The organism is Dyella acidisoli, from assembly GCF_030160295.1.
GTDB classification, from domain to species: Bacteria; Pseudomonadota; Gammaproteobacteria; order Xanthomonadales; family Rhodanobacteraceae; genus Dyella_B; species Dyella_B acidisoli.
The window spans coordinates 1-21,021 of sequence record NZ_BSOB01000019.1 but is presented as its reverse complement, the minus strand read 5'-3'; the positions used below and the strand labels follow the sequence as shown (position 1 = coordinate 21,021).

1 protein-coding gene is annotated in these 21,021 nt (G+C 57.5%); it reads right to left on the bottom strand.

Annotated features, from left to right (window positions below; translation table 11 throughout):
* Positions 1-21,021, bottom strand: a 21,021-nt coding sequence (locus tag QQJ86_RS12305) for a LysM peptidoglycan-binding domain-containing protein (protein ID WP_284321247.1), incomplete at both ends; no start/stop codon positions are given.

The window sequence follows — 21,021 nt, the reverse complement described above, 5'->3', positions numbered from 1 at the left end:
CTTCGAAATAGTTGGTCAGGTTCAAGCCATTTCTACCAACAACGCTATCGATATCCGTACCAATCCAGGCCCCGAGCGTGGTGACCGTACCCACCGCCATGTTTGCAGCCCCATGACCAATGCCGTATACGGAACCAAGAATACGTGCGGTCGTAAGCGTGCCGCTATCCAATCCCTCTCCCATGGCCTGAAGCTTGGCAGCATTTGCCGCAGCCACTGCTGCCCAATCTGGTTGCAGTTCGCCTAACGTGCCGTGGTAGCCAAAGGATTCCGTGCTATCGCTGTACAAATAGCCAGGTCTTCCATCGCTACTGGTAATGGGCATGCTGGTGATCGTGGCTGGATCGAACTGCAAGGTCTTGCCGTCTTCTGAGGTACCGATCAGCGAAAAAACACCGTTTTGCGTGGGATTAGCGCTGCTCGGCATATCTGCGTACTGCACCTGTCCAACATCCTGATCAGGAGTGGGCGGCACTATGACACCGTCTGGCAAAACAACCGTATCCGTAGTGACGGAGCTGGGGGCGAACACAGGAGCTGACGGTGGCGTCGAGGCAACGTTGCCAAGCGGTTGTCCGCTAGTCATGTAAGCGTTTGAATAGCCCCTAGATGTAATTACCTGGTTTCCTATAGCTATATCTGTGCTCGTCGTCTGAGCCGCAGATACATTCGGCGTACTGCTAGACGCACTTGCTGGCGAGGACACGGAACTTCCTGCTTGTGCCTTGGCATATGAAGCAATCGCCTGTTGAGGCGGTGTACTCGAAAAGCTGCTTCCAAGCGTGTCTCCAAGTGTATGGCCCACTACGCTTTCGCCGATGCTCGCCCAACTCGGCACATCCTTATCGCCGAGCGCGATACTCACTTCACGATCAACTGCATCCGACAACACGCCACCTGCCAAGTCAGCTGCGATGTTCCCCGTAGTAATCCCACGCGACATATCCGCATCACTGGGCAATCCAGTCTCTGCCGTAACCCCTTGCGCCAACGCAGAGGCGACAAGACCTTGCCAGCTGAACTGCACAGGCTCTTGCGTGATTTCATCACTCACGGCACCTGCCACGTAGGCTCCCGCACCCAAAGCATATTGGCCCAATGTACTGACCGCACGCCCTGTATTCGCCGCATCACCTGCAAAAGCGTTTGAGGTTTCGCCAAACGTATTTGTCTCGGAGAGACCGTAACCGACTCCGGCCGTAAGACCGGCCGTCAAGCCTGCTGTTAGCGCGCCTTCCCACGAAAAGCCTTGTTGCGTACCAAGTCCTTCGCCTGTCAATTGACCCAGCGAGCTACCCACAAAACCACCGATGGCTGCCGCAGCAACCCCTTCGAACCCCAAGCTACCTGACAAGGCCGCCAGACCAGCAGACCAAAGCGAGCCTGATGCTGCCCCAAATGCCACGGCCGCAGCACCCGCCGTGAACACCGTAGCGACCACCATCACGGCCAATACGATGATTTCAGCCATCGCATTACAACCACTGCTCGCCGGCGGAGGCGGCGGTGCAATCGTCGGCAGACTCGGCGTCGTACTCCCCACAATACTGCTCGGATCATACGGCTTGAACGTCGTCGCCGAGTTCGCATGCGTCGTCACCGCCGGAATCTGCAGCCTTTCTCCCAACACCAGATTCGTATCACTGGACAGATCATTCGCCTGCGCAATCACATACCAAAGATTGCTATTGCCGTACTCCGCCTGCGCAATGCTCTCCAACGTATCGCCCGACTGCACCACGTAGCTGTTGGGACTGTCGTTGTTACTGCTGAACGCCGTCACCTGGTCCAGCACGTTTAGATTGGAACCGTCGTTGTTGAAGCTCGCCAACTGCTGCCCATTGACGTAGGTGTAGTTGGCAATCTCCGCTTGCGGATTGCTGCCCAGATTGATGCTGGTACCGCTGCTGCCGGTACCGCTTTGGCTCTCGATGATTTCACCATCACCGTTGTACGCAAACACACGCACGGTATCGGCAATGTTGCCGTACGGATCTTCCGTGTGCTGTTCCAGCGCGATCTGATTGCCGCGGGTGTCGTACACGGATTGATCCGTCGCCGGCTGCACGTTGGTGACGTTGGAATCACCGGTGGTGTCGGCCTGCAGATAGGTGTCCTTCTTGAGGTAGTTCACCTGGTATTGGTCGACGCGTCCGGTACTGTCGCGATACTGATAGCCCACCACGTCGCCATCGGCATCGTAGCCGCTGGTACCGTCGGGGCCCTGGTACACCACTTCGCTTTGCAGGGTCAGGCTGCCATACGTGGTGGCATTCGGATCGAGCGTGCCCGTGGGAATCGGGCTGGCCGTGCCATCCCAACCGCTGGGCGTGTTGAAGGTCTGCGATTCGGCCAGGCGGCCCACGGTGTCGTAGAAGTTGACGGTGGCGCTTTCCAGATCGCCCCCCACATCTACCGTTGAGGTGTCCGGGCCGCCGTCATCGGGAGGGTTATCGGCACTGTTGTTCTGCACGGTGATGGTGGCACGCAGTTCGTAGTAATTCTGGGTCACCAGTGCATGCCCATCCGCGTCGTAGGTAACGGTTTGCTGCACACCTTCGTTGGTCGCGCCTTGCGTCACGTCCACCGCGTAGTCGGTTTCGATCTGTTCGTTCTGCGCGTTGTACACCTGGGTTTGCGACATCAGGTCGCCGTCACTGCTCTGGGTGAAGCGCTTGATCACGTTGCCGTCGGCGTCGTAGGCGTTCTCGTAGGAGCCCGTGCTGCTGGTGATGACGATCTGGCCATTCTGCAAGCTGCCATCGTCGATCACGACGCGGTTGTCGCCGTCGTAGGTGTACCAGGCATCCTGCGTGCTGCCGTTGCTGGTGGCCTTCACTTCGCGGCGGTTGCCTGCAGCGTCGTAGCTGAAGGTTTCCTGCAGCATCGTGGCACCCGTCACGGCGTTGGTTTCGGTGACGCTGCTGATGCGGTTGTGGCTGTCGTAGGTGGTTTGCGTGACGGTGTGGACGGTGTTGTCGTTGCCGTCGACGGTGGTGTCTTCCTCGCCGATCAGGTTGCCGTTGTTGTCGTATTGATAGCTGTAGCGGGAGCCGTCGGAGAAGGTTTCCGTGGCGATCTGGCCGTTGGCGTAGTAGGTGAGCGTTTCGCTGTGGGGTGTAGTGGTCGGCGCGGTGACGTAGGCCGGCGTCACCTGGCCTTGCGCGGTGGGTGACCAATTATCGCTTTCGCCGATTTGCGCACCGGTGTTGGCGTCGTACGTATAGCTGTACTTCGCACCGCTGAGGTCGGTGTGCTGGGTCACTTGGCCGTACGCGTTGTATTGCCAACTTTCCGTATCGCCGTCGGCGGTGGTTTTGCTGACCAGGTTGCCGTCCATGTCGTAGACGTACGTATCCTCGACCACACCGCGCGGTGCCTGTGGGATGTACTGGTAGTTCCAACGGGCCGCATCGATGCCCACGATGCCTACGCCATTGTTGTTGGCCAACACGGCAAATGCGGCATACGCCGCGCCCTTGGGCGCCGACGCGGTGACGGTGGAGGTTTCCCACGCCGCGCCCTTGTCCCAGTACACGGTGTTACCCGTGGTGGTGCTAATCAGATTGCCGCTGGCGTCGTACCAATTGATGGCGACGGTGCCCGAGGTATTGGATGCGCCGCTTGGGATGTACAGCGCAATCTGCACGGACGCGGTAATCGACTGCCCTTCCACAACCGGCACTTGATCGTTGTTCACCATCGAGGCCACACCACTGCCGGTGTAGCGCGCCTGCCAGTTGCCATTGGCGGCGCTGGTCGACTGATCGATGGAGAAGCCGCTGCCCAGCGTCCAGCCGACGTTGCCTTCTTCGAAGTCGCCGTTGGTGACCTGGTCGGTGAACTGGCCGGTGGGCAGGCTGACGACGGCACCGGTGTTGCCGGTGCCTAGCACGTTGAGGCTGGCCGGTGGCGTGTAGCTCCAGGTTACGCCGGAGCAGACCACGCCCGGAGAACCTTCGTTGTAGTTGGAGCAGCCGATGGCAATGGCTGCCCAGGCCGCGCCCGCCGGTGCAGTGGCCGTTACGGAGTTGACGCCAGGGCCATTGCCCGCGGTGATGCCCGGACCGTTGTCGGACTGTCCAATCATTTGCCCGTTGGCGCCGTACCAATTGATGAAGACCTCGCCGTTACCATGCTGGCTGAGCACGTCGAACGTCGCATTGGCGGTGATGCTCTGGCCTGGCACCACGGGTACGCGATCGTTGTTCACCGCGCCGCCGGAACCGCCGTTGGCGTTATCCGTGGCGGCAAACATCAGCGGCCAAACCTGACCTCCGTAGTTGTAGCTGCCGGTGGAGTAGCCCTGATCGAACGTCCAGCCCGTCATGCCTTGCGAGAAGTCGGCATTGGTTGGTGTTTGTGTCCAGTTGCCGGTGTAGTTCTGATGATCGGTTGCGGTGCTGGCCGCGTGCTGTGCGGCATCCTGGCTCCAGATCACCTTGCCTTGGCTGTTGTAGCCATCGTAGGTGGCATGCAGGGCAGCGTCGGTGGTGTCGCCGCTCTGTAGATAGGCGCTGCCGATACCGTCGTAGCTGACGATGCGGTCGCCGTTCTGATCCAGTACGTAGGCTTGTTGCCAGACGGCTTGGCGTGAGCTGCCACCTGCGGCAAGCTCGAACTCGCCAGATTGCACTGTACGGCCAAGTGCATCGATGTTGCTGAAGGTGATGTTGCCGTTGCCGTCTTGTTGCGCAACCTTGTTACCCAGTGCGTCGTACGCGGAATACAACTCAGCGCCGGCCCCGTCGACGCTTTCCGTCTTCTGACCGAGTGCGTTGTAGGTGTTCTTGATGACGTTGCCGTTTTCGTCGGCACTGGCGATCAAGTTGCCTTCGATGTCGTAGGACGAGATTTTGACGGGCATCGTCGTGGTGCTCGTGCCATCCGCGCCCACCACTGCTACCGACGCCTCGGTTTCAGTTACGACGTTGTTGCGTTCGTTGTACGTATAGGTGGTGAGATTGCCGTTGGCATCCGTGGAGCTGAGCACATTGCCCCACGCGTCATACGTGGCGTGCAGAACGCCAGTGTTCTCGCCGGCAGTAGCGTTGGTGCTCGGCGCCTGTTCGGCGGTGATGCGTCCATCCATATCCAGCGTGTACAGCGTTTGCGCAGTACCGCCGACGCTTGCAGCAAGCGGCACGGTATCGCTTACTAGCTGGCCGGCCAGGTTATAGCCGTAGGTATGTACTTCGCCCGTCTTGGGATCGGTGGAAGTGAGCTTGTTACCGGCGTTGTCATACGTAGTGACTACGTTGTTGGTGACACCGTCGCCGCTGGCGATCACTTCGCCGAATGCATCGTAACTAGTACTGCTGGCTTTATCTGGCGAAGGGATGCCTTCGCGGTAGGTGACGCTGGACGTCTGCTGATTATCCTTGTCGTACGCATAGAGGGTTGTAACGATGGTGGAACTATTGTCGTTACCGTCCAGGGTGTACCACTCCTGCACTACGTTGCCGTTGGCGTCGTATGCCATGAACTTGGCCTGGCTGGAGGTCCAGTTCGGAGCGCTGCCATCGAGTGGTGTGATCTGCGCAACTACGTGGCCGGCATTGTCGTATTGGTAATACGTGTTGACCGTTTGGCTGGAGCCGGTAGCGCTTTGGGTCTGCACCAACTTGTTGCCAAGGGCATCGTATGTGTAGCTCACCACCTGCGAGGCGAGCACATACAGCGACGGGCTGGCGAGTGTGAGCGACGGACTGGCTTCCAGCAGCGCCTGCCAGTTGCTGACCAACACCTCTACTTGCGGCCCGGTGACACTGATGACGCGGCCTAGCGCGTCGTACGCCGTGGTAATGGTGTTGCCGTTCTCGGTGACGGTGGTGAGGTGGTTGTCACCGTCATAGCCGTACGTGGTGGTATCCCAGCCCACCACAGACTGACCCTGCGCGTTGGTATAGGAGCGCTGTATCGACTGCCCGGTTTTGTTTCCGTCCCCGTCGTAGGTGTAGGTGGTGATGCGATCCAGGCCTGTTGTTGCATTGCCAGCAGGCGGATCAGTGGGCATGGCGCCGCCGGCCGCAAGACTGGAAGTGCTGATGGCCGTAGCCCATTGCGTGATGCTCAACACGTCGCCAAAAGCGTCGTACGTATTGGTGGTGACATAGCCCAGCGGGTCGACCGACATGAGCTTGTTGCCAAGCGTATCGTAGTAGTTGTAAGTGGTCGCCCATTCCGCGCTGGCCGTACCCGGCGTGCCCTGCACCAGCACGGATTGACTGGTGACGTTGCCGTAGGCGTCGTAAGTGTATTCGGTGACCGGCGATCCTTGTGTCGTGCTGCCATCACTGTTGGTGTAAGTAATAACGGGCTCGGTAACGCTCAGTTTGTTGCCTTGTGCGTCGTAGGTCGTCGTGATGGTGCGATCGGAAGAAGACGTGACAAGCACTGCCTGAACTTGCGCCAAGCTCGGCGCCTGATTGACGTTCCAACCCTGCCCCGCCGGATTGATGCTGGTTGCGTAGCGCGTGACGCTAGTCTGCTGGCCGTAAGCGTCGTAGGTGTAACCAGTGACATAGCCGTCGCCATCGATGGCGTAGAGCAAGTTGCCGTCGTGATCATAGACGTTGTAGGCGACGTTGCCATTGGCATCCTCGCTTGCTACCGCCTGGCCAAATGCGTTGTAGGTGACAGTGATGGTGGGATTGGAACCGGTAGCGACCAGCAAGCCCGTTTGGGGGTTGATCGCGCCGGGATCCGGCTGAATGGTCTGGATCAGGTTGCCGGTCGCGTCGTACTTGAATTGCGTCGTACGTGCCTGCGCTGTGTTGCTGGCGTCGACCTGGGTGATCAGGTTGCCAGCTTTGTCGTACATATAAGTGGTGACGACGGATTCGGTCGTCGTGCCTTGGTACGCGCCGCTGCTGCTGTAGCCAGCTACGACAGCAGGCGGGCTGGTTTTGCTGATCAGGTTGCCGAAGTTGTCATAGGCGTAAGACGTAGTATTGCCGTTGCCATCGGTCTCGGACAGCTTCAGCCCACGCTCGTCGTACGTGTAGAAGGTGGCATTGCCATTGGCATCAATGGTCTTGATGAGATTGCCAAAATCGTCGTAGACATTCTGCGTTTCGCGGGTCTGCGTGCTGCCGATATTTTCACGCATCACCGTCTTATCCACCCCTATAAACGTCCATGCCGGGGGTGTGCCTATGGGGATGGCGTACTTCATCGTTGCAGTAACGCGGCCATCATTGTCATACTCAGTCTCGATGACGTTGCCGGCCGCATCGATGCTGAACATAGCGCGCCCGGCAGAGTCATAGAACGTGCGGGTCACGTGCGTGTCGGAGAGACCGGCGAGATATGCCTCAACCGTAGTCGTGTCTGCGGTGCTGCTCACGACAGTAGCGGGGATCAGATCGCCGTACTGGATCTTGGTGACTACATTGCCGTACGCGTCATACTCCATTTGCACGGCCAGATAGCCGGACTGCCCGTCGAGCGAGGCGGAGCTCAAGGTGCAGCTGACGCGGCCATCTGCGTCGTAGTAGGTGTAGGTAATGCGCGGGTTGACACTATTGTTACCGGCCGCATTCAATGCCGACTGGATATCCACTTCCGCTGCAGCGGCGCCCGATTGCACATCGCTGATTTCGGCCGATGACAGTTGCACCGGGTTGGCATAGGCCAACGTTTCGATCACTTGTCCCTGGGCATTGAGAAGCGTACGGGTAACGTTGCCGTTGGGGTCGATACTGTATTCCAGTTGACCGGCGCTGTCGTAAACGTTGTAAATGGTGCGGTCGTCTGCACTGGGCTGGATCAGCGCAGTCAACGCCTGTGTGCCACCAGACAACTGCGACAGCTCACTGGATGGAATCTCCGTGGCGTACTGCGTGGTCGAAGTGACCTGTCCTTCGGCGTTGTAGGTCGTGGCGGTTACGGCGCCATTGGCCGCGACAGCATAGATCTGCTGGTTGTCGCCATCGTAGAAATAGCGAGTAACGTTGCCATCACCGTCGGTCTTGGCAATAACGTTGCCGTTTGCATCGTAGGCGTATACAACCTCGGCCTGATGGCCGGTGTCGGTGGCTTCGGCGACCATCCGGCCAAGCGTGTCGTAGCTGTAATAGCTGTTGGCGACCGCTGTCGTGCTGCCAATCGTTTGCGCGACGCTGCTCTGCACGAGCTGGCCAAGCACGTTGAAGATGTTGGTGGTGGTAATCGGTGCTGCCCCGGTAGCGTCCTGCACCATCTGCGATACATTGCCGTTAGCATCGTAGGTGTATTGAGTAACGATGCCGGTTGGATCAGTCTGAGAGATCAGCTGGCCGCGACCGTCGTACGCGTAGGCTGTCACCAGATTCAGGCGACCGGGGTCGACCGTCTTGCTTAGTACGCGCCCATCGAGATCGTAAGCGTAGGTCGTGATTTGGCCCTGGTCGGTGGCTGGCGGCAATACTGGCGTTACCGCACCGGCAACCAGGCTGCTGGTATCGATGGCCGTGATGTATTGCGTCGTACTGAGGACGTCGCCGAAGGTGTCGTAGGTGTTGGTGGTGAGATAGCCCATGGGATCGACTGACATGAGCTTGTTGCCGAGTGCGTCGTAATAGTTGTACGTAGTGGCCCACACGGTGCTTGAGCTATCTGCTGTACCCTGCATCAGCACGGATTGGCTGGTGATGTTGCCGTATGCGTCGTAGGTGTACTCGGTAACCGCAGCACCGCCTGCCGCCTGGTCATCGCTGTTTGCGTAGATGACGTCGGGTCCGATAACGCTGATCTTGTTGCCCTGGGCGTCGTAGATCGTGGTGGTGGTGCGATCGGCAGAAGAAGTGGCTAGTGCCGCATTCAATTGCACCAGCGTCGGCGACTGGCTAATGGACCAACCCTGCCCTGCCGCGTTGATGCCGATGGCGTAGTGCGTAACGCTGGTCTGCTGACCGTAGGCACTGTAGGTGTAGCCGGTGACGTAGCCGTCGCCATCGATGGCGTACGCCAGGTTGCCATCATTATCGTAGACGTTATAGGTGGCGTTCCCGTTCGCATCCTTGCTTGCTACGGCTTGGCCGAATGCATTGTAGGTAACGGTGGTGGTGGGTTGCGAACCGGTAGGTACCAGCTGGCCCGTCTGAAGATTGATCGCTCCAGGATCTGGCTGGATGGTCTCGGTCAGGTTACCCGCAGCATCGTAGTCATACTGCGTGGTGCGCGCCTGTGGGGTACCGAAGGCGTCGGTTTTGGCAATGAGGTTGCCGTTGTTGTCGTACTGGTAGTTGGTGACGATGGATTCGGTTGTCGTACCTTGATACGCGCCGCTACTGTTGTAGCTGGCCACGGTCACGGACGGGCTGGTCTGTTGGATCAGGTTACCGTATTGATCGTAGCTGTAGTACGTAGTGTTGCCATTGCCATCCCTAGAGGAAAGCTTGAGGCCGCGCTCGTCGTAGGTATAAGTAGTGATATCGCCGTTTGGATCATTTATGTAGATCAGATTGCCAACACCGTCGTACCGGTAATCCGTCCAACGGTCTTCATTGCCATCTCCATCAACCGCCTGTATAGCTGCCGCAACAGCTGCCTGCGTCCATGCGGCCGGTGTTGCGATGGCGTTGGCATACTGAATCTTTTCGAGAACACGGTCATCTTTGTCGTACTGGGTTTCGGTGACGTAACCGCTGGTGTCGATGCTGTAAACCTTGCGACCGGCAGCGTCATAGATGCTGCGCGCGACATGCATGTCGGCAAGACCCGCCAGATAGGCGCCAAGCGATGCGATGGTTGGTGCACCGGTCAGCTCCGAGCCTGGCACCAGGTCGCCATACTGGATTTGCGCGATGATGTTGCCGTTGGCGTCGTACGCGATCTGTTGCGCAAGATAGCCGGATTGTCCGTTGAGCGTGGCGGAGCTAAAGGTGCAGCTCACGCGACCCATTTCGTCGTAGAACGTATAGGTGATGCGCGCCGTATCGCTAGTATTGCCCGCAGTGGCGAGCGCGGCTTGTACATCCGACTCAGCCGACGCATTGCCTGCCTGCAAGTCGCCGATGGCACTACTAGCCCATTGCACAGGGTTGGCATACGCCAAGGTCTGCGCCACTTGGCCGAGGTTGTTGTAAACCGTTTGAGTAATGTTGCCGTTCGGATCGATAGTATATTCGAGCTGGCCGGCGCTGTTATAGACGTTGTAGGTGGTTCGGTCGGCCGTACTAGGTGTTATCAGATAAGGAACGATGTAACCACCATCGTTAGCCACCTGCCATAACTGGTTCGAAGACAGTTCCGTCGCATACTGCGTGGTGGAGGTAATCTGTCCGTCCGCGTTGTAGGTGTTGTAGGTCACCGCGCCATTGGGCGCTACCGTATAAGTGAGTTGATCAGCTTCGTTGTAGAAATAGTAGGTGACATTGCCGTTACCATCCGTATTGGATGTAACGTTGCCGTCTCCATCGTAGGTGTAGCTGGTCTGGCTGGCATGCCCGGTACCTGTCGTTTCGGAGGTCATTCTTCCGAGCACGTCGTAACTGTAGACGTTGCTTGCGCTCTTCCAGCTTCCATTGATTTGTTCCGAAACAGAGCTACCCGTCACCTCGTTGAGATAGTTGTAGTTGTAATCCGTGGTGACGGCGAGGCCTTTGGCATCCTGCACTATTTCCGAAACATTGCCATTGCCGTCGTAGGTGTAGGTCGTAACGATACCAGCTGGGTCGGTTTCGGAGATCTTCAAGCCGCGGCCATCGTAGGTATACGTGGTAACTAGTTTCAGACCATTCGGATCTACCGTCTTGGTAAGCAAGTTGCCGGCGGCATCATAGGTATATGTCGTGACATTGCCGTCCGCATCCGTCGTCTCAACGAGATTGCCAGCAGCGTCGTACTGATTCGTGATGGTGCTGCCATCGGGATTGGTCGTTTGAATCAGGTTACCGTCAGCATCGTACTGATAGCCGGTCAGATTGCCCTGCCCGTCAGTCACCGAAATCGTTTGGCCGTCTACGTTGTAAACGGTCGCAGTGGTGATCCCGCCAGGTTGGGTCGTGGTAACGCTAATGGTCGCGTCATCGTTATAAACGTAGCTGGTGACCAAGCCTTCCGCATCCGTGCTGCTGGTCAGGCGGCCATAAGCGTCATAGGCATTCGTGGCTTGCTGCAATTGGCCGGATACGTAGCGGCTCGTGGAGATTTGCTGATTCAAACCATCGTAGGTGTAGTTGATGGTATTGACGTCCCCATCCGTGTAGGACGACACGTTGCCAAATGCGTCGTAGGTCCACTCCTGGGTACGAATAGGCGTCCATCCACCGCCAACACTTCCTGACGGCACGATAGTCATTGCGCTGAATTCACCCGATGAACTTGATTCACCGGAGCTGCTGTATTCCTCGTCGACTTGGCTGGTCATGTGACCCATCGAGTCGTAGGTGTACACGGTCATCAAACCGCTTATACCATCGATGTTCCTTGAGATGAGCTGGCCGAAACCGTCGTAGGTGTAGCTGGTGTCGTTATCATTGGCGTCAACCTTGTCGACGACACGCCCTTCGAGATCGTAGGTGTAACGGACAATGTCGTCGCTGCTGGGTCCTAGGTTGGCGATCGCACCGGTTACCCCAGCCATGCTTGCAACGCTCGGCGCGAAGTTCGCCCCAATCGTCATGGGGTCCGAATACTTATCCGTGGCAATGACGTCGCCAAAAGCGTTATAGCTGGTCGAGCTGACCTCGCCGAGAGCATTCGTTGCGCCTGAAGCGTTCGTTATGCCGACAATCGTGTAGACCAACCGGTTGGCCTGGTCATAGACATACCAGGTGGTATTGCCGAGGGCATCGGTCTGCGACGTACGATTGCCATTGAGGTCGTAGGTGTACGTGGTGACATGGCCCAGGCCATCGGTGGTGCTGACCCGTTCGCCGAAGGCATCATAAGCATTGGATGTTGTGCGCGTATCTCCCGCACTGTCTACAGTTGCCTGGGTCTGAGTCAGATTGCCAGCATCGTCGTATGTGTTTCGGGTGGCGAACCCGTGCTCATCGAACGCAGTAGTAACGTCGCCATAGGCGTCGTAAAACTTGCTGGTGTACAGGAAGAGTCCATTCTGAGCGATCGCTTGGAGCATGGTGGAGCTGAAATAAGTACCGTCGGAGCCGTAGCGGAAAGCTGACTGGAATTTGATACCCAGTGCGTCCGCATAGCGCGCCACTCCGGTCTGCCTACCGTCCGCATCGTAGCTGTAGGCGGTGTAATACCCTTTGGCGTCGAGAATGCCTGCCAGGTTACCTAACGCGTCGTAGTAGTAGCTGGTGGTTTCATCCTGTGGCGAGTTTGCCGGCATCAGTTCGTCCAGGGTGCCAGTCTGATCCAACCACGACGGTGTCGGCGTGGCATAGACCGTGGTCTGCAGCAAGCGGCCGTTCGCGTCGTAGTAGCTCAGGCTCAAAACACCGTCGGCGTTCAACGTTGCGACAGAATTATCCTGCGTACCATAGAAGTACCGGGTGGTGCGCGTGCGCGAATTGCCGGTCAGATCCGCATCCTGGGTTTCGATGACCCGCGAATCGTTGTCGTAAGTGTAGGTAACGATGTCGCCGCCGAACGGCGTATACACATCGACGTACTGCCAACTGCCGTTGCTGTAGACCCAATTGCCGTTATCTTGCATCTGCGAATACGTCGTGACAGTGGCCACCCTTCCGACCGCATCGTAGGTGGTCAATATCCCGCGATCCTGCATCGGATTGGATACAGGAAGTGCCTGATTCAGCGTGACCGTTACTTGGCCGTTCTGCAGCCAGCCTGCCGTATTGGCCAAGGTCGCGTAGGATGTTTGCTGAATGACCCGCCCGAGGTCATCGCGCGTGTACTGCACCACTGCGCCAGTAGTGCTGACGGTCGCTGCTACGCGCCCGCCCGCGTCGTAGAAGGTATAGCTGATGTTTCCACTGGGGTCGATTTCGGCGACCTGCCGGCCAGCGTTGTCGTAGATGTATTGCGTAACCCGCGTGGTGCCGGGGGTGTTGGATTGAGCCAGCGCCTGGGCAATGGATGCAGTAGTGGCATCGCTCCCCACGTCCGAGAACGGAAGCGCGACCCCGTATTGGATATCAGCACTGACGCGACCCGCGGCATCGTATTCGATCTGGCTGACGATCGCCGAAAGTACGCCGTCCACTTGGTTAAGCATGACGCGATAGGTCACGCGGCCATCGGCGTCGTAATAGGCATAAGCAACCCGCGCTGTAGCATCGCTATTGCCGGCCGCCGCAAGCGCGGCCTGAATGTCGCTAACGGTTGCAGTACCCGCCTGCAGGGCCTGAGCCAAACCGGGGGCGATGCTGGGATCGAGATTGATGGCTGACGCATAGGTGAGCGTTTCGGCGGCTTGACCGAGCGTGTTGTAACGCGTCTCTATAACGACCCCGTTGGGGTCAATCTGGTAAATCGATTGACCGTCGGCGTTGTAGACGTTAAAGCTGACGGCGTAATCCGATAGCGGCGCAGCCGATATCGACGCGATGATGTTGGCGATCGTTTGCGTCACACCACTATCGATGTTGGCGATGACCAAGGGCGTCGGACCACCTGAAGCCGAAACAAAATAGCGATAACGGGCGGTCGACGTAAGGCGACCATCCATGTCATAGGTGTATCCGGTGACGGTGTAGCTTCCTCTGTTCGATCCATCGGCTGTGGCGATGGTGTAAATCGCCTCATTGGCCTCGTCATAGACGGTATAGGTAATGTTGCCGTAGGGATCGGTTACTGCAGTGAGATTGTTGTTCGCGTCATACTGATAGGTTGTGGTCAGCGCCAACCCGTTCGGATCAATGATCTTCGCTGTCTCGCGTCCCAGTGCGTCGTAGACATATTGGGTAGTGGTAGCGACGTTACTGCCCGCCCCCTGCGTAACGGTGAGTGTGTTTCCGGCGCCGTCATACGTGTAGGTAGTGGTGGATAGATTGAGACCGTTGGTACCCGGGTCCACGACCACACTCAGCATGTTGCCATCGGCATCATAGGTGTAGGCTGTAACGGCGCCGGTCGGCTCGTAGGTGGTGATCTTGCGTCCCTCGCCGTCGTAGACGTATTCCGTTTCGAGATGAAGCCCATTCGGATCGACGGTCTTGCTCAGCACTCGGCCACTGGCGTCGTAGGCATAGGTAACAACGTGGCCTGTCGCATCCGTTGTCTGGATCAGGTCGCCGTTACCATCGTATTGATTGGTGCTGGTGTTGCCTAAAGCATCAGTCGTGCTGAGCAAATGGCCTTCTGCGTCATAGGTGTAGGTTGTGGTATTACCTGCACCGTCGACTACGCTTACGATGTCGCCGTAGGCATCCTTCACCGTGGTCATGGTGACGCCGTCCGGCGTGGTTACCACGATGGTGTGCGTGGAAAGGTTGTAGCGGTAAGTGGTGGTGTTGCCGAGTGCATCCGTCGTGCTCAGCACACGGCCGAAAGCGTCGTAGCTGGTTGTGGTTGTGCGCGTCTGCCCCTGTACGGTTTGACTGGTACCGATCCGCTGACCCTGAGCGTCGTACTGATAAGTAATAGTGTTGCCCACGCCGTCGACGGTGCTGAGCACATCACCAAGTCCATCGTAAGAAGCACTGGTGGTTCGCTGAACAGCTGTCCCTGCGGCATCGGTTTCACTAATCCGTTCACCGTTGGCATCGTAGGTATAGACAGTGGTCGTGCTGTTGGCAGTGTTAAATGATTGTCCATTCTGATTCAGCTGCTGCTGAGTCTCGATACGATCCCTGAAAGCATCATAGCTATAGTTGGTTTGATAGCCATTACCGTCATTGACGCCGGCGACCTGTCCATTATTGGTGTACGTGTAGTCAATAACGTCATCAACATCCGACGCTGATGCAGGCACTCCATTTATGGCTGATGCAATGTCGTCCGCGGTAGATTCGTTCGGATTGATCAGTCCACCACTACTGGGATTGGCCACATCCAACTGGAGTTGTTCGGCATAGGCCGTGGTTTCGGTGACATCGCCGAATGCATCATAAGTGTAGGCCGTGACATTGCCGAGCATATTGGCGCTGCCGCTTTCCGGCTGCCCATGCACTGTGTAAAGCAACCGCCCAGCGGGATCGTAGTAGTACCAAGTGCTGTTACCGTCGTCATCGGTGGATTCGATGCGCTGGTTGTCCTGGTTGTAGACGTAAGTGGTGGTATGGCCATCGGCATCGATGAAGCGAGTGATGTTGCCATTGGAGTCGTAAAAAGTGCCGGTGGTGCGCACTCCCCCCTGCCCGCTGACAGGCGTACTGACGGTGCCGGTCAGACGACCGTCCGTATCGTATTGATAGACGGTAACGGTACCATCGGCTGCCGTGCTGCCGATGACTTGGCCTTCGGCGTTATACGTTTCGCTGGTTTGCTCGTTGGCTGCGTTGCTGCCAAGCATACCGACGAGCTGAGAAGCGCTTTCCGTGCCTGTCAAAGAACTGAGCTGAACGGCGGTAAGCGCAGTGGCGTAACGGGTGCTCACCTTGGTATCGGTAGTCGTGTCGTAACCGTAGATGGTGAGATAGCCATCGGCATCGATTTGCGCCGCCAGACGGCCCGTCCCGTCGTAATAGCTGCGCGTGGTGGCGTAAGCACCCGCACTGATTACTCTGCTCTGCAGAACGATATTGCCGTCCGCATCGTAGCTGGTTTGCGTGACGTAACCTGCGGCGTCGACCGACTCAATTTCACGCCCGTCCTGGTCGTACTGCGCGGTAGCGGTACGATCGCTGGCATTGGTCGTGATCAGCGCCTGCAGAGCTGCCAGTGTCGGAGATGCTCCCAGCGATTGCACCTGAGCGGACGTCAGCGGTGTAGCGTACTGGGTAGTAGATACCGCATCGCCGAAAGCATCGTAGGTGGTGATGGTGACGTCACCCGACGGATCGATGCTTGCAATGGCTTTGCCTTCGCTGTCATAGATGCGTGTGGTGACACGGTCGGCGCTGCTTGAAGCCGGCAGCACCAGGCTTGCCGGATAGATGCTGGAAAGTGTGTCGTTCGCATTCAGCCAGCCGGTCGTACTGATAGGCGTGGCGTACTGCGTAGTCTGTGTGAGATTGCCAGCTGCGTCATAGGCATAACTGGTAACGTCGCCATCTGCATCGACGGTTGCCGCCAGTTGCCCTGTCGAGTCATAGAAGCTGTAGCTGGCGTTGCCTTCTGGATCGAGCGTGGCGACCTTTTCTCCGGCCGCGTTGTAAATCATGCGAGTGGTAGGCGCCAGCAACTCGTTCAACGCAGCCATGGTGGGCGCATTGCCCAGGCTATACATCTGCGCGGCAGTCAGCGGCGTCGCATAAACTGTGGTGGTTATCGCCTCGCCAGCGGCGTTGTAGGTGATCACCGTAACCTGACCAGTTGCACTGATCTCAGCCACCGGCTGTTCGTTGGTGTTGTAGATCGTGCGCGTGGTGAGATCGGCATTGCTTTTCGTTAGCGCTGCCATCAATTGTGTATAGGTGGTGACCTGGCCATTGGCCGGATTCAGCGCAGTGGCGTATTGCGTGGTCGCGGTGATCCTGCCGGCAGCATCGTAGGTGGTAGTAGTCACGATACCGTTCGATGCAATGATCGCAATCGGCTGGCCTGCCGCATTGTAGAAAGTCTGGTTGATACTGTCGCCCTGGGCGGCATATAAATCGAGTTGCAACGTCGTGATAGATGGCGCGTCGATCAAGGCCTGGATCTGGGACAACGACAGCGTGGCGCCGTAGTGCTGCGTGGCCAACAGGTTTCCGTTAGAGTCATAGGTCATCAAGTTGACGCCGTTTACCCCCGTGGTCGTGCTGCCTGCTGTGGCTTGCCCCAACACCTGTCCGCTGGCGTCGTAGATCGTTACGCTCAACGTATCGCTATTGCTGGATACCAACATGGATTGCAGATTGGCCAGCGTAGGATTTTGTACGAGTTGATCGAGCTGCAAGCCGGTCAGGTGGTTCGCATAAGACCGACTGGATGTCTCGTTGCCGTTCGCATCGTAGGCATTGATGGTGACGTTGCCCTGATTGTTGACGGAGCCCACGACTAGACCTTCCGCGTTACGGATAGTCAGCGTGGTCGTATCGCTTGAGGATGGTGTGAAGAGCGCCTGCAACTCCGCCAAGGTCGGAGTGCTTCCCAGTGATATCAACTGACTCAAGGTCGGCGCGTTGTTATAAATTGTCGTCGAGACGATATTGCCGCTCGAATCGTAAGTCGTAAGGGTGGCTGTATCCGAGCCATTGACATACGACCCACCCCAGTAGTAGACCACGTCCTGATTCAGCGTCAGCTTGGCGGCAATGGTTCCGCTGGCCGAATAGATAGTCAGAGAACCGGCGTCAAACGAACTCGGACTCACCACAGATATCAGATTGGCCATGGTGGGAGCATTGATGAGCTCCACCTCCTGAGCCGTACCGATGTTGTAGTAAAAGGTTCCCGTGCTGACGACTCGGCCATCCGTATCGTAAATGGTCGCATGGACCTGACCATTGTTGACGGTAGCCGCCACGTTTCCGTTGGCGTCCAGAATCGTGACGCTAAACGAATTGTTGTAGTTGTAGGGGGAGCCAGCGATGTTCTCGACTGCGGCGAGGGAAGGATTAGCGCCAAGGCTCTCGACCTCGCTAGCACTTAGCAGCGGATAAGTAATCGATCCGCCTGGGCCATAGGTTGCCAGGGAGTACCAAACATCCCACGTGCCAGTCGTGGAGTTATAGCTCCAACCGTTCGAAAGCAACGTAGCGAGCAGATTGTTGTTTATGTCGTAATAATAGAGCGACGTCTGATCGGTGCTGCTCGGTACGATCAACGCCTGTAGCGCTGAAAGCGTCGGGCTGGTCCCGAGCGAATCGACTTGCGCCGTGGTCAGGGTGTTGCTGTATTGCGTGATGGACGCCAGATTGCCGGCAGTGTTGTACGTCCACTCGGTGACTAGATCGCTCCCGGTGTCATACGGTTTCACCGCTGCGACAATCTGATTGTTCGCGTTGTAGATGTTAAGCGTAGTCGCGTCGTTCGCGCTCGGTGTTACAATCGATTGCAACGCTGACAGCGTGGGTGTGTTACCAAGCGTCGCCATCTGGGATGCCGTCAATGCATTGGCATAAACCACTTTTTCGGTCACTTCACCAGCTGCGTTATACGAAGTGATGGTGACGCTTCCACCAAAGCCATTCACACCGGTGGCAGGGTCATTGGTGTATGCAGGCAAAATCGACGCAACCTGCTGACCATTGCTGTTGTAAAGGGTTAGCGTCGTCTGATCATTGGAACTTGGCGCAAGGTCCTCCTCAACTTGATCCAGTGTGGGGGCATTACCCAGTTGCGCAAGTTGCGCAGCGGTCAGCGTTGAACCATGCAGTGTCGTTGCAACGACTTCGCCGGAGGCATTGTAGGTGGTCGTAGTTACTTGTCCGATAAAGTCATAGCTGCCAGTCGATGAATCATAGACAGCATCCATCAAATGGATCACTGCGACGGCGCGTCCACTACCATCCCAAACAGTAAGGCTGGTTTGGTCAAGTGCCGAAGTAACAATCATCGACTGCAGCTGCTGCATATTTGGTGTCAAACCCAGACTTGCCACCAATGACGCGTCAAGCAGCGTCGCGTACGTCGTCGTCGCCGCTACATTGCCGGCCGCATCGTAAGCCATGGTAACGACTCGTCCGTCGTACTGCGGACCAGAAGACCCCTCAACTTCAACCGGCGAAACGGTCGCAATTACTCGCTCATTGGCATCACGGATGTTGAGCGTGATTTGATCCTGATAGCTGGACGTCACCAGCGATTGCAGCGTAGCCAGAGTCGGCGTAGCCGCCAGCAGCTCTGCTTGCTGGCTAGTGATCGTATTTCCGTAAACAGTCGCCGCTATGACATTTCCACTGGCATCGTAGGTTGTCGTAGTAATCAGGTTGGCGGTGTGGTTGCCATTGGCGGGAGTGAGCGTCGCCGATACATGATGGTTCACATCATAGATGGTGACGTTGACGGTATCGTTGGAAGCTGGCACCAGCATCGACTGCAGAGTCGCCAGCGATGGATGGGTGCCAAGCGAATCCACCTGCTGCGCTGTCAGCGGATTGGCATACTGCACGGTGGCCGCGATATTGCCATACGTGTCGTAGGTGATAACGGTAACGACGCCACTGCTAGAAACCGTGGCGACTGGCTGGTTGACCGCGTTGTAGATCGTGAGGGACGCGGTTACGTTGCTGTTGATGGCAAGATCCACCTGAAGCGCTGCCAAGCTCGGCGATGACACCAGAGTTGCCAGCTGCGCAGCAGTCAGCGGCACAGCGACGCCTGCGCTACTAATGAGGTTGCCGGAGTTGTCATAACTATCGAGCGTGACGTTCCCGCCACCACCGACCGTAGCAATCTTTTGTTGATTCGCGTTGTAGAAGGCCAAACTAGTCTGGTCGTTCGTACTGCTGACCACTTCCCCCTCCAACGTGGTCAGCGTCGGATTGCTGGCAAGGCTCGCCAACTGCTGGGCCGTCAACGCGGTAGCGTATTGGGTGGTGATCACCACGTCTTCGGCAGTGCTGTAGGTTGTGACGATAACCATGCCCGCGGGGCTCACGGTCGCCACCTGGCGCTCGCTGCTGTCGTATAACGTGTAGCTGGTCTGGTCATTAGCACTGGGTGCGACCAACGATTGCAGTGCCGCCTGCGTCGGTGCAGCACCGAGACTGGCAATTTGCGCCGCGGTCAGCGTATTGGCGTAGACCGTCGTGGAAGTGACGTTGCCGCCAGCATCATAGGTGTACTCCGTCACCTGGCCCTGCGCATTGACCTTGGCTACCGCTTGGTTGCTGCTGCTGTAAACAGCGAGTGTGGTGACATCGCCTGTACTCGGGACGACGACAGCCAGGACCTGGGCAAGCGTCGCGCCCAGACCCAGGGCCAAAATCTGCGTCTGGGTCAGCGGTGTCGCATACGTTTTAACCGTGGTAGCGTTGCCCGACGCATCGTAACTAGTGATAGTCACGACACCCGACGCACTAATCGTCGCCACCGGTTTATTGGAAGCGTTGTAGAGGGTTTGAGTAGTAGGGTTCATCAGCAGCTGCAGCGTGGACATGCTCTGCGAACTGCTCAAAACCTTCATTTGCGCCGCTGTCAGCGGCGTCGGGTAGGTGATGCTGCCGGTAAGATCGCCAGCTGGGTCATAACTCATGACCTTGACGTTGCCATCCGGATCGATCGCGGCGATGGCCTGTTCGTCCGCATCGTAGACCGTCAGCGTGGTGCGATCGCTGGCACTAGTAGTGACAGCGGCCATTAGTGCGGCAAGACTTGGTGTGCTTCCCAAAGCTGTCAGCTGACTGGCGGTCAGCGGCGCGGCGTATTCCGTGGTAGCGACAACATTTCCGTCGCCGTTGTAGGTGGTCGTGGTGACGTGACCCGCAGAATCGAAGGTAGCCACGACATTACCGGCACCATCAAGGATGCGAGTAGTGACAACGTCAGAACTGCTGAGAACCGGAATGGGGAGGTCGGTCGGATAGCTGCTGGTGAGTGCACCACTGCTGATCCAACTGGCGGTGTTCACGGGCGTGGCGTACTGCGTAGTCTGGATCACCTGGCCGTCGGCGTCGACGGTGGTCGCGGTGACGTTGCCGTCGCCATCCACCGTGCCGGTTACACGACCATCGGCATCGTAGAACGTGTAGGTGACGTTGCCGGCCGGGTCGATCACGGCAATCGCTTGCCCATCGGCGTTATACAGATAGCTCGTGATGCGGCTGGTTTGGCCGCTGGCCGATTGCGTGCGGTTGAGCAATTGGCCCGCACTGGTGCGTACCTGCGTCGTCGTCAGGCCATTGGCTTGCGTGATGGCGAGCGTGTTGGCACTGTCGGTGTAGACGTAGCTGGTGACGTTACTGAGCGGATCGGTGGTGCTGAGCAGCCGTCCCAAGCCGTCACAGGCATAGGTGGTGGTCTGCAAGGTAGCGCGGTTGGCACCGGTCTCGGTGCTGGTTTGCAGGAGACGACCCTGCACGTCGTAGGTCGTGGTGGTGATGACGGTGCCGTTCGTCAGCACACCATTGCCGTTGC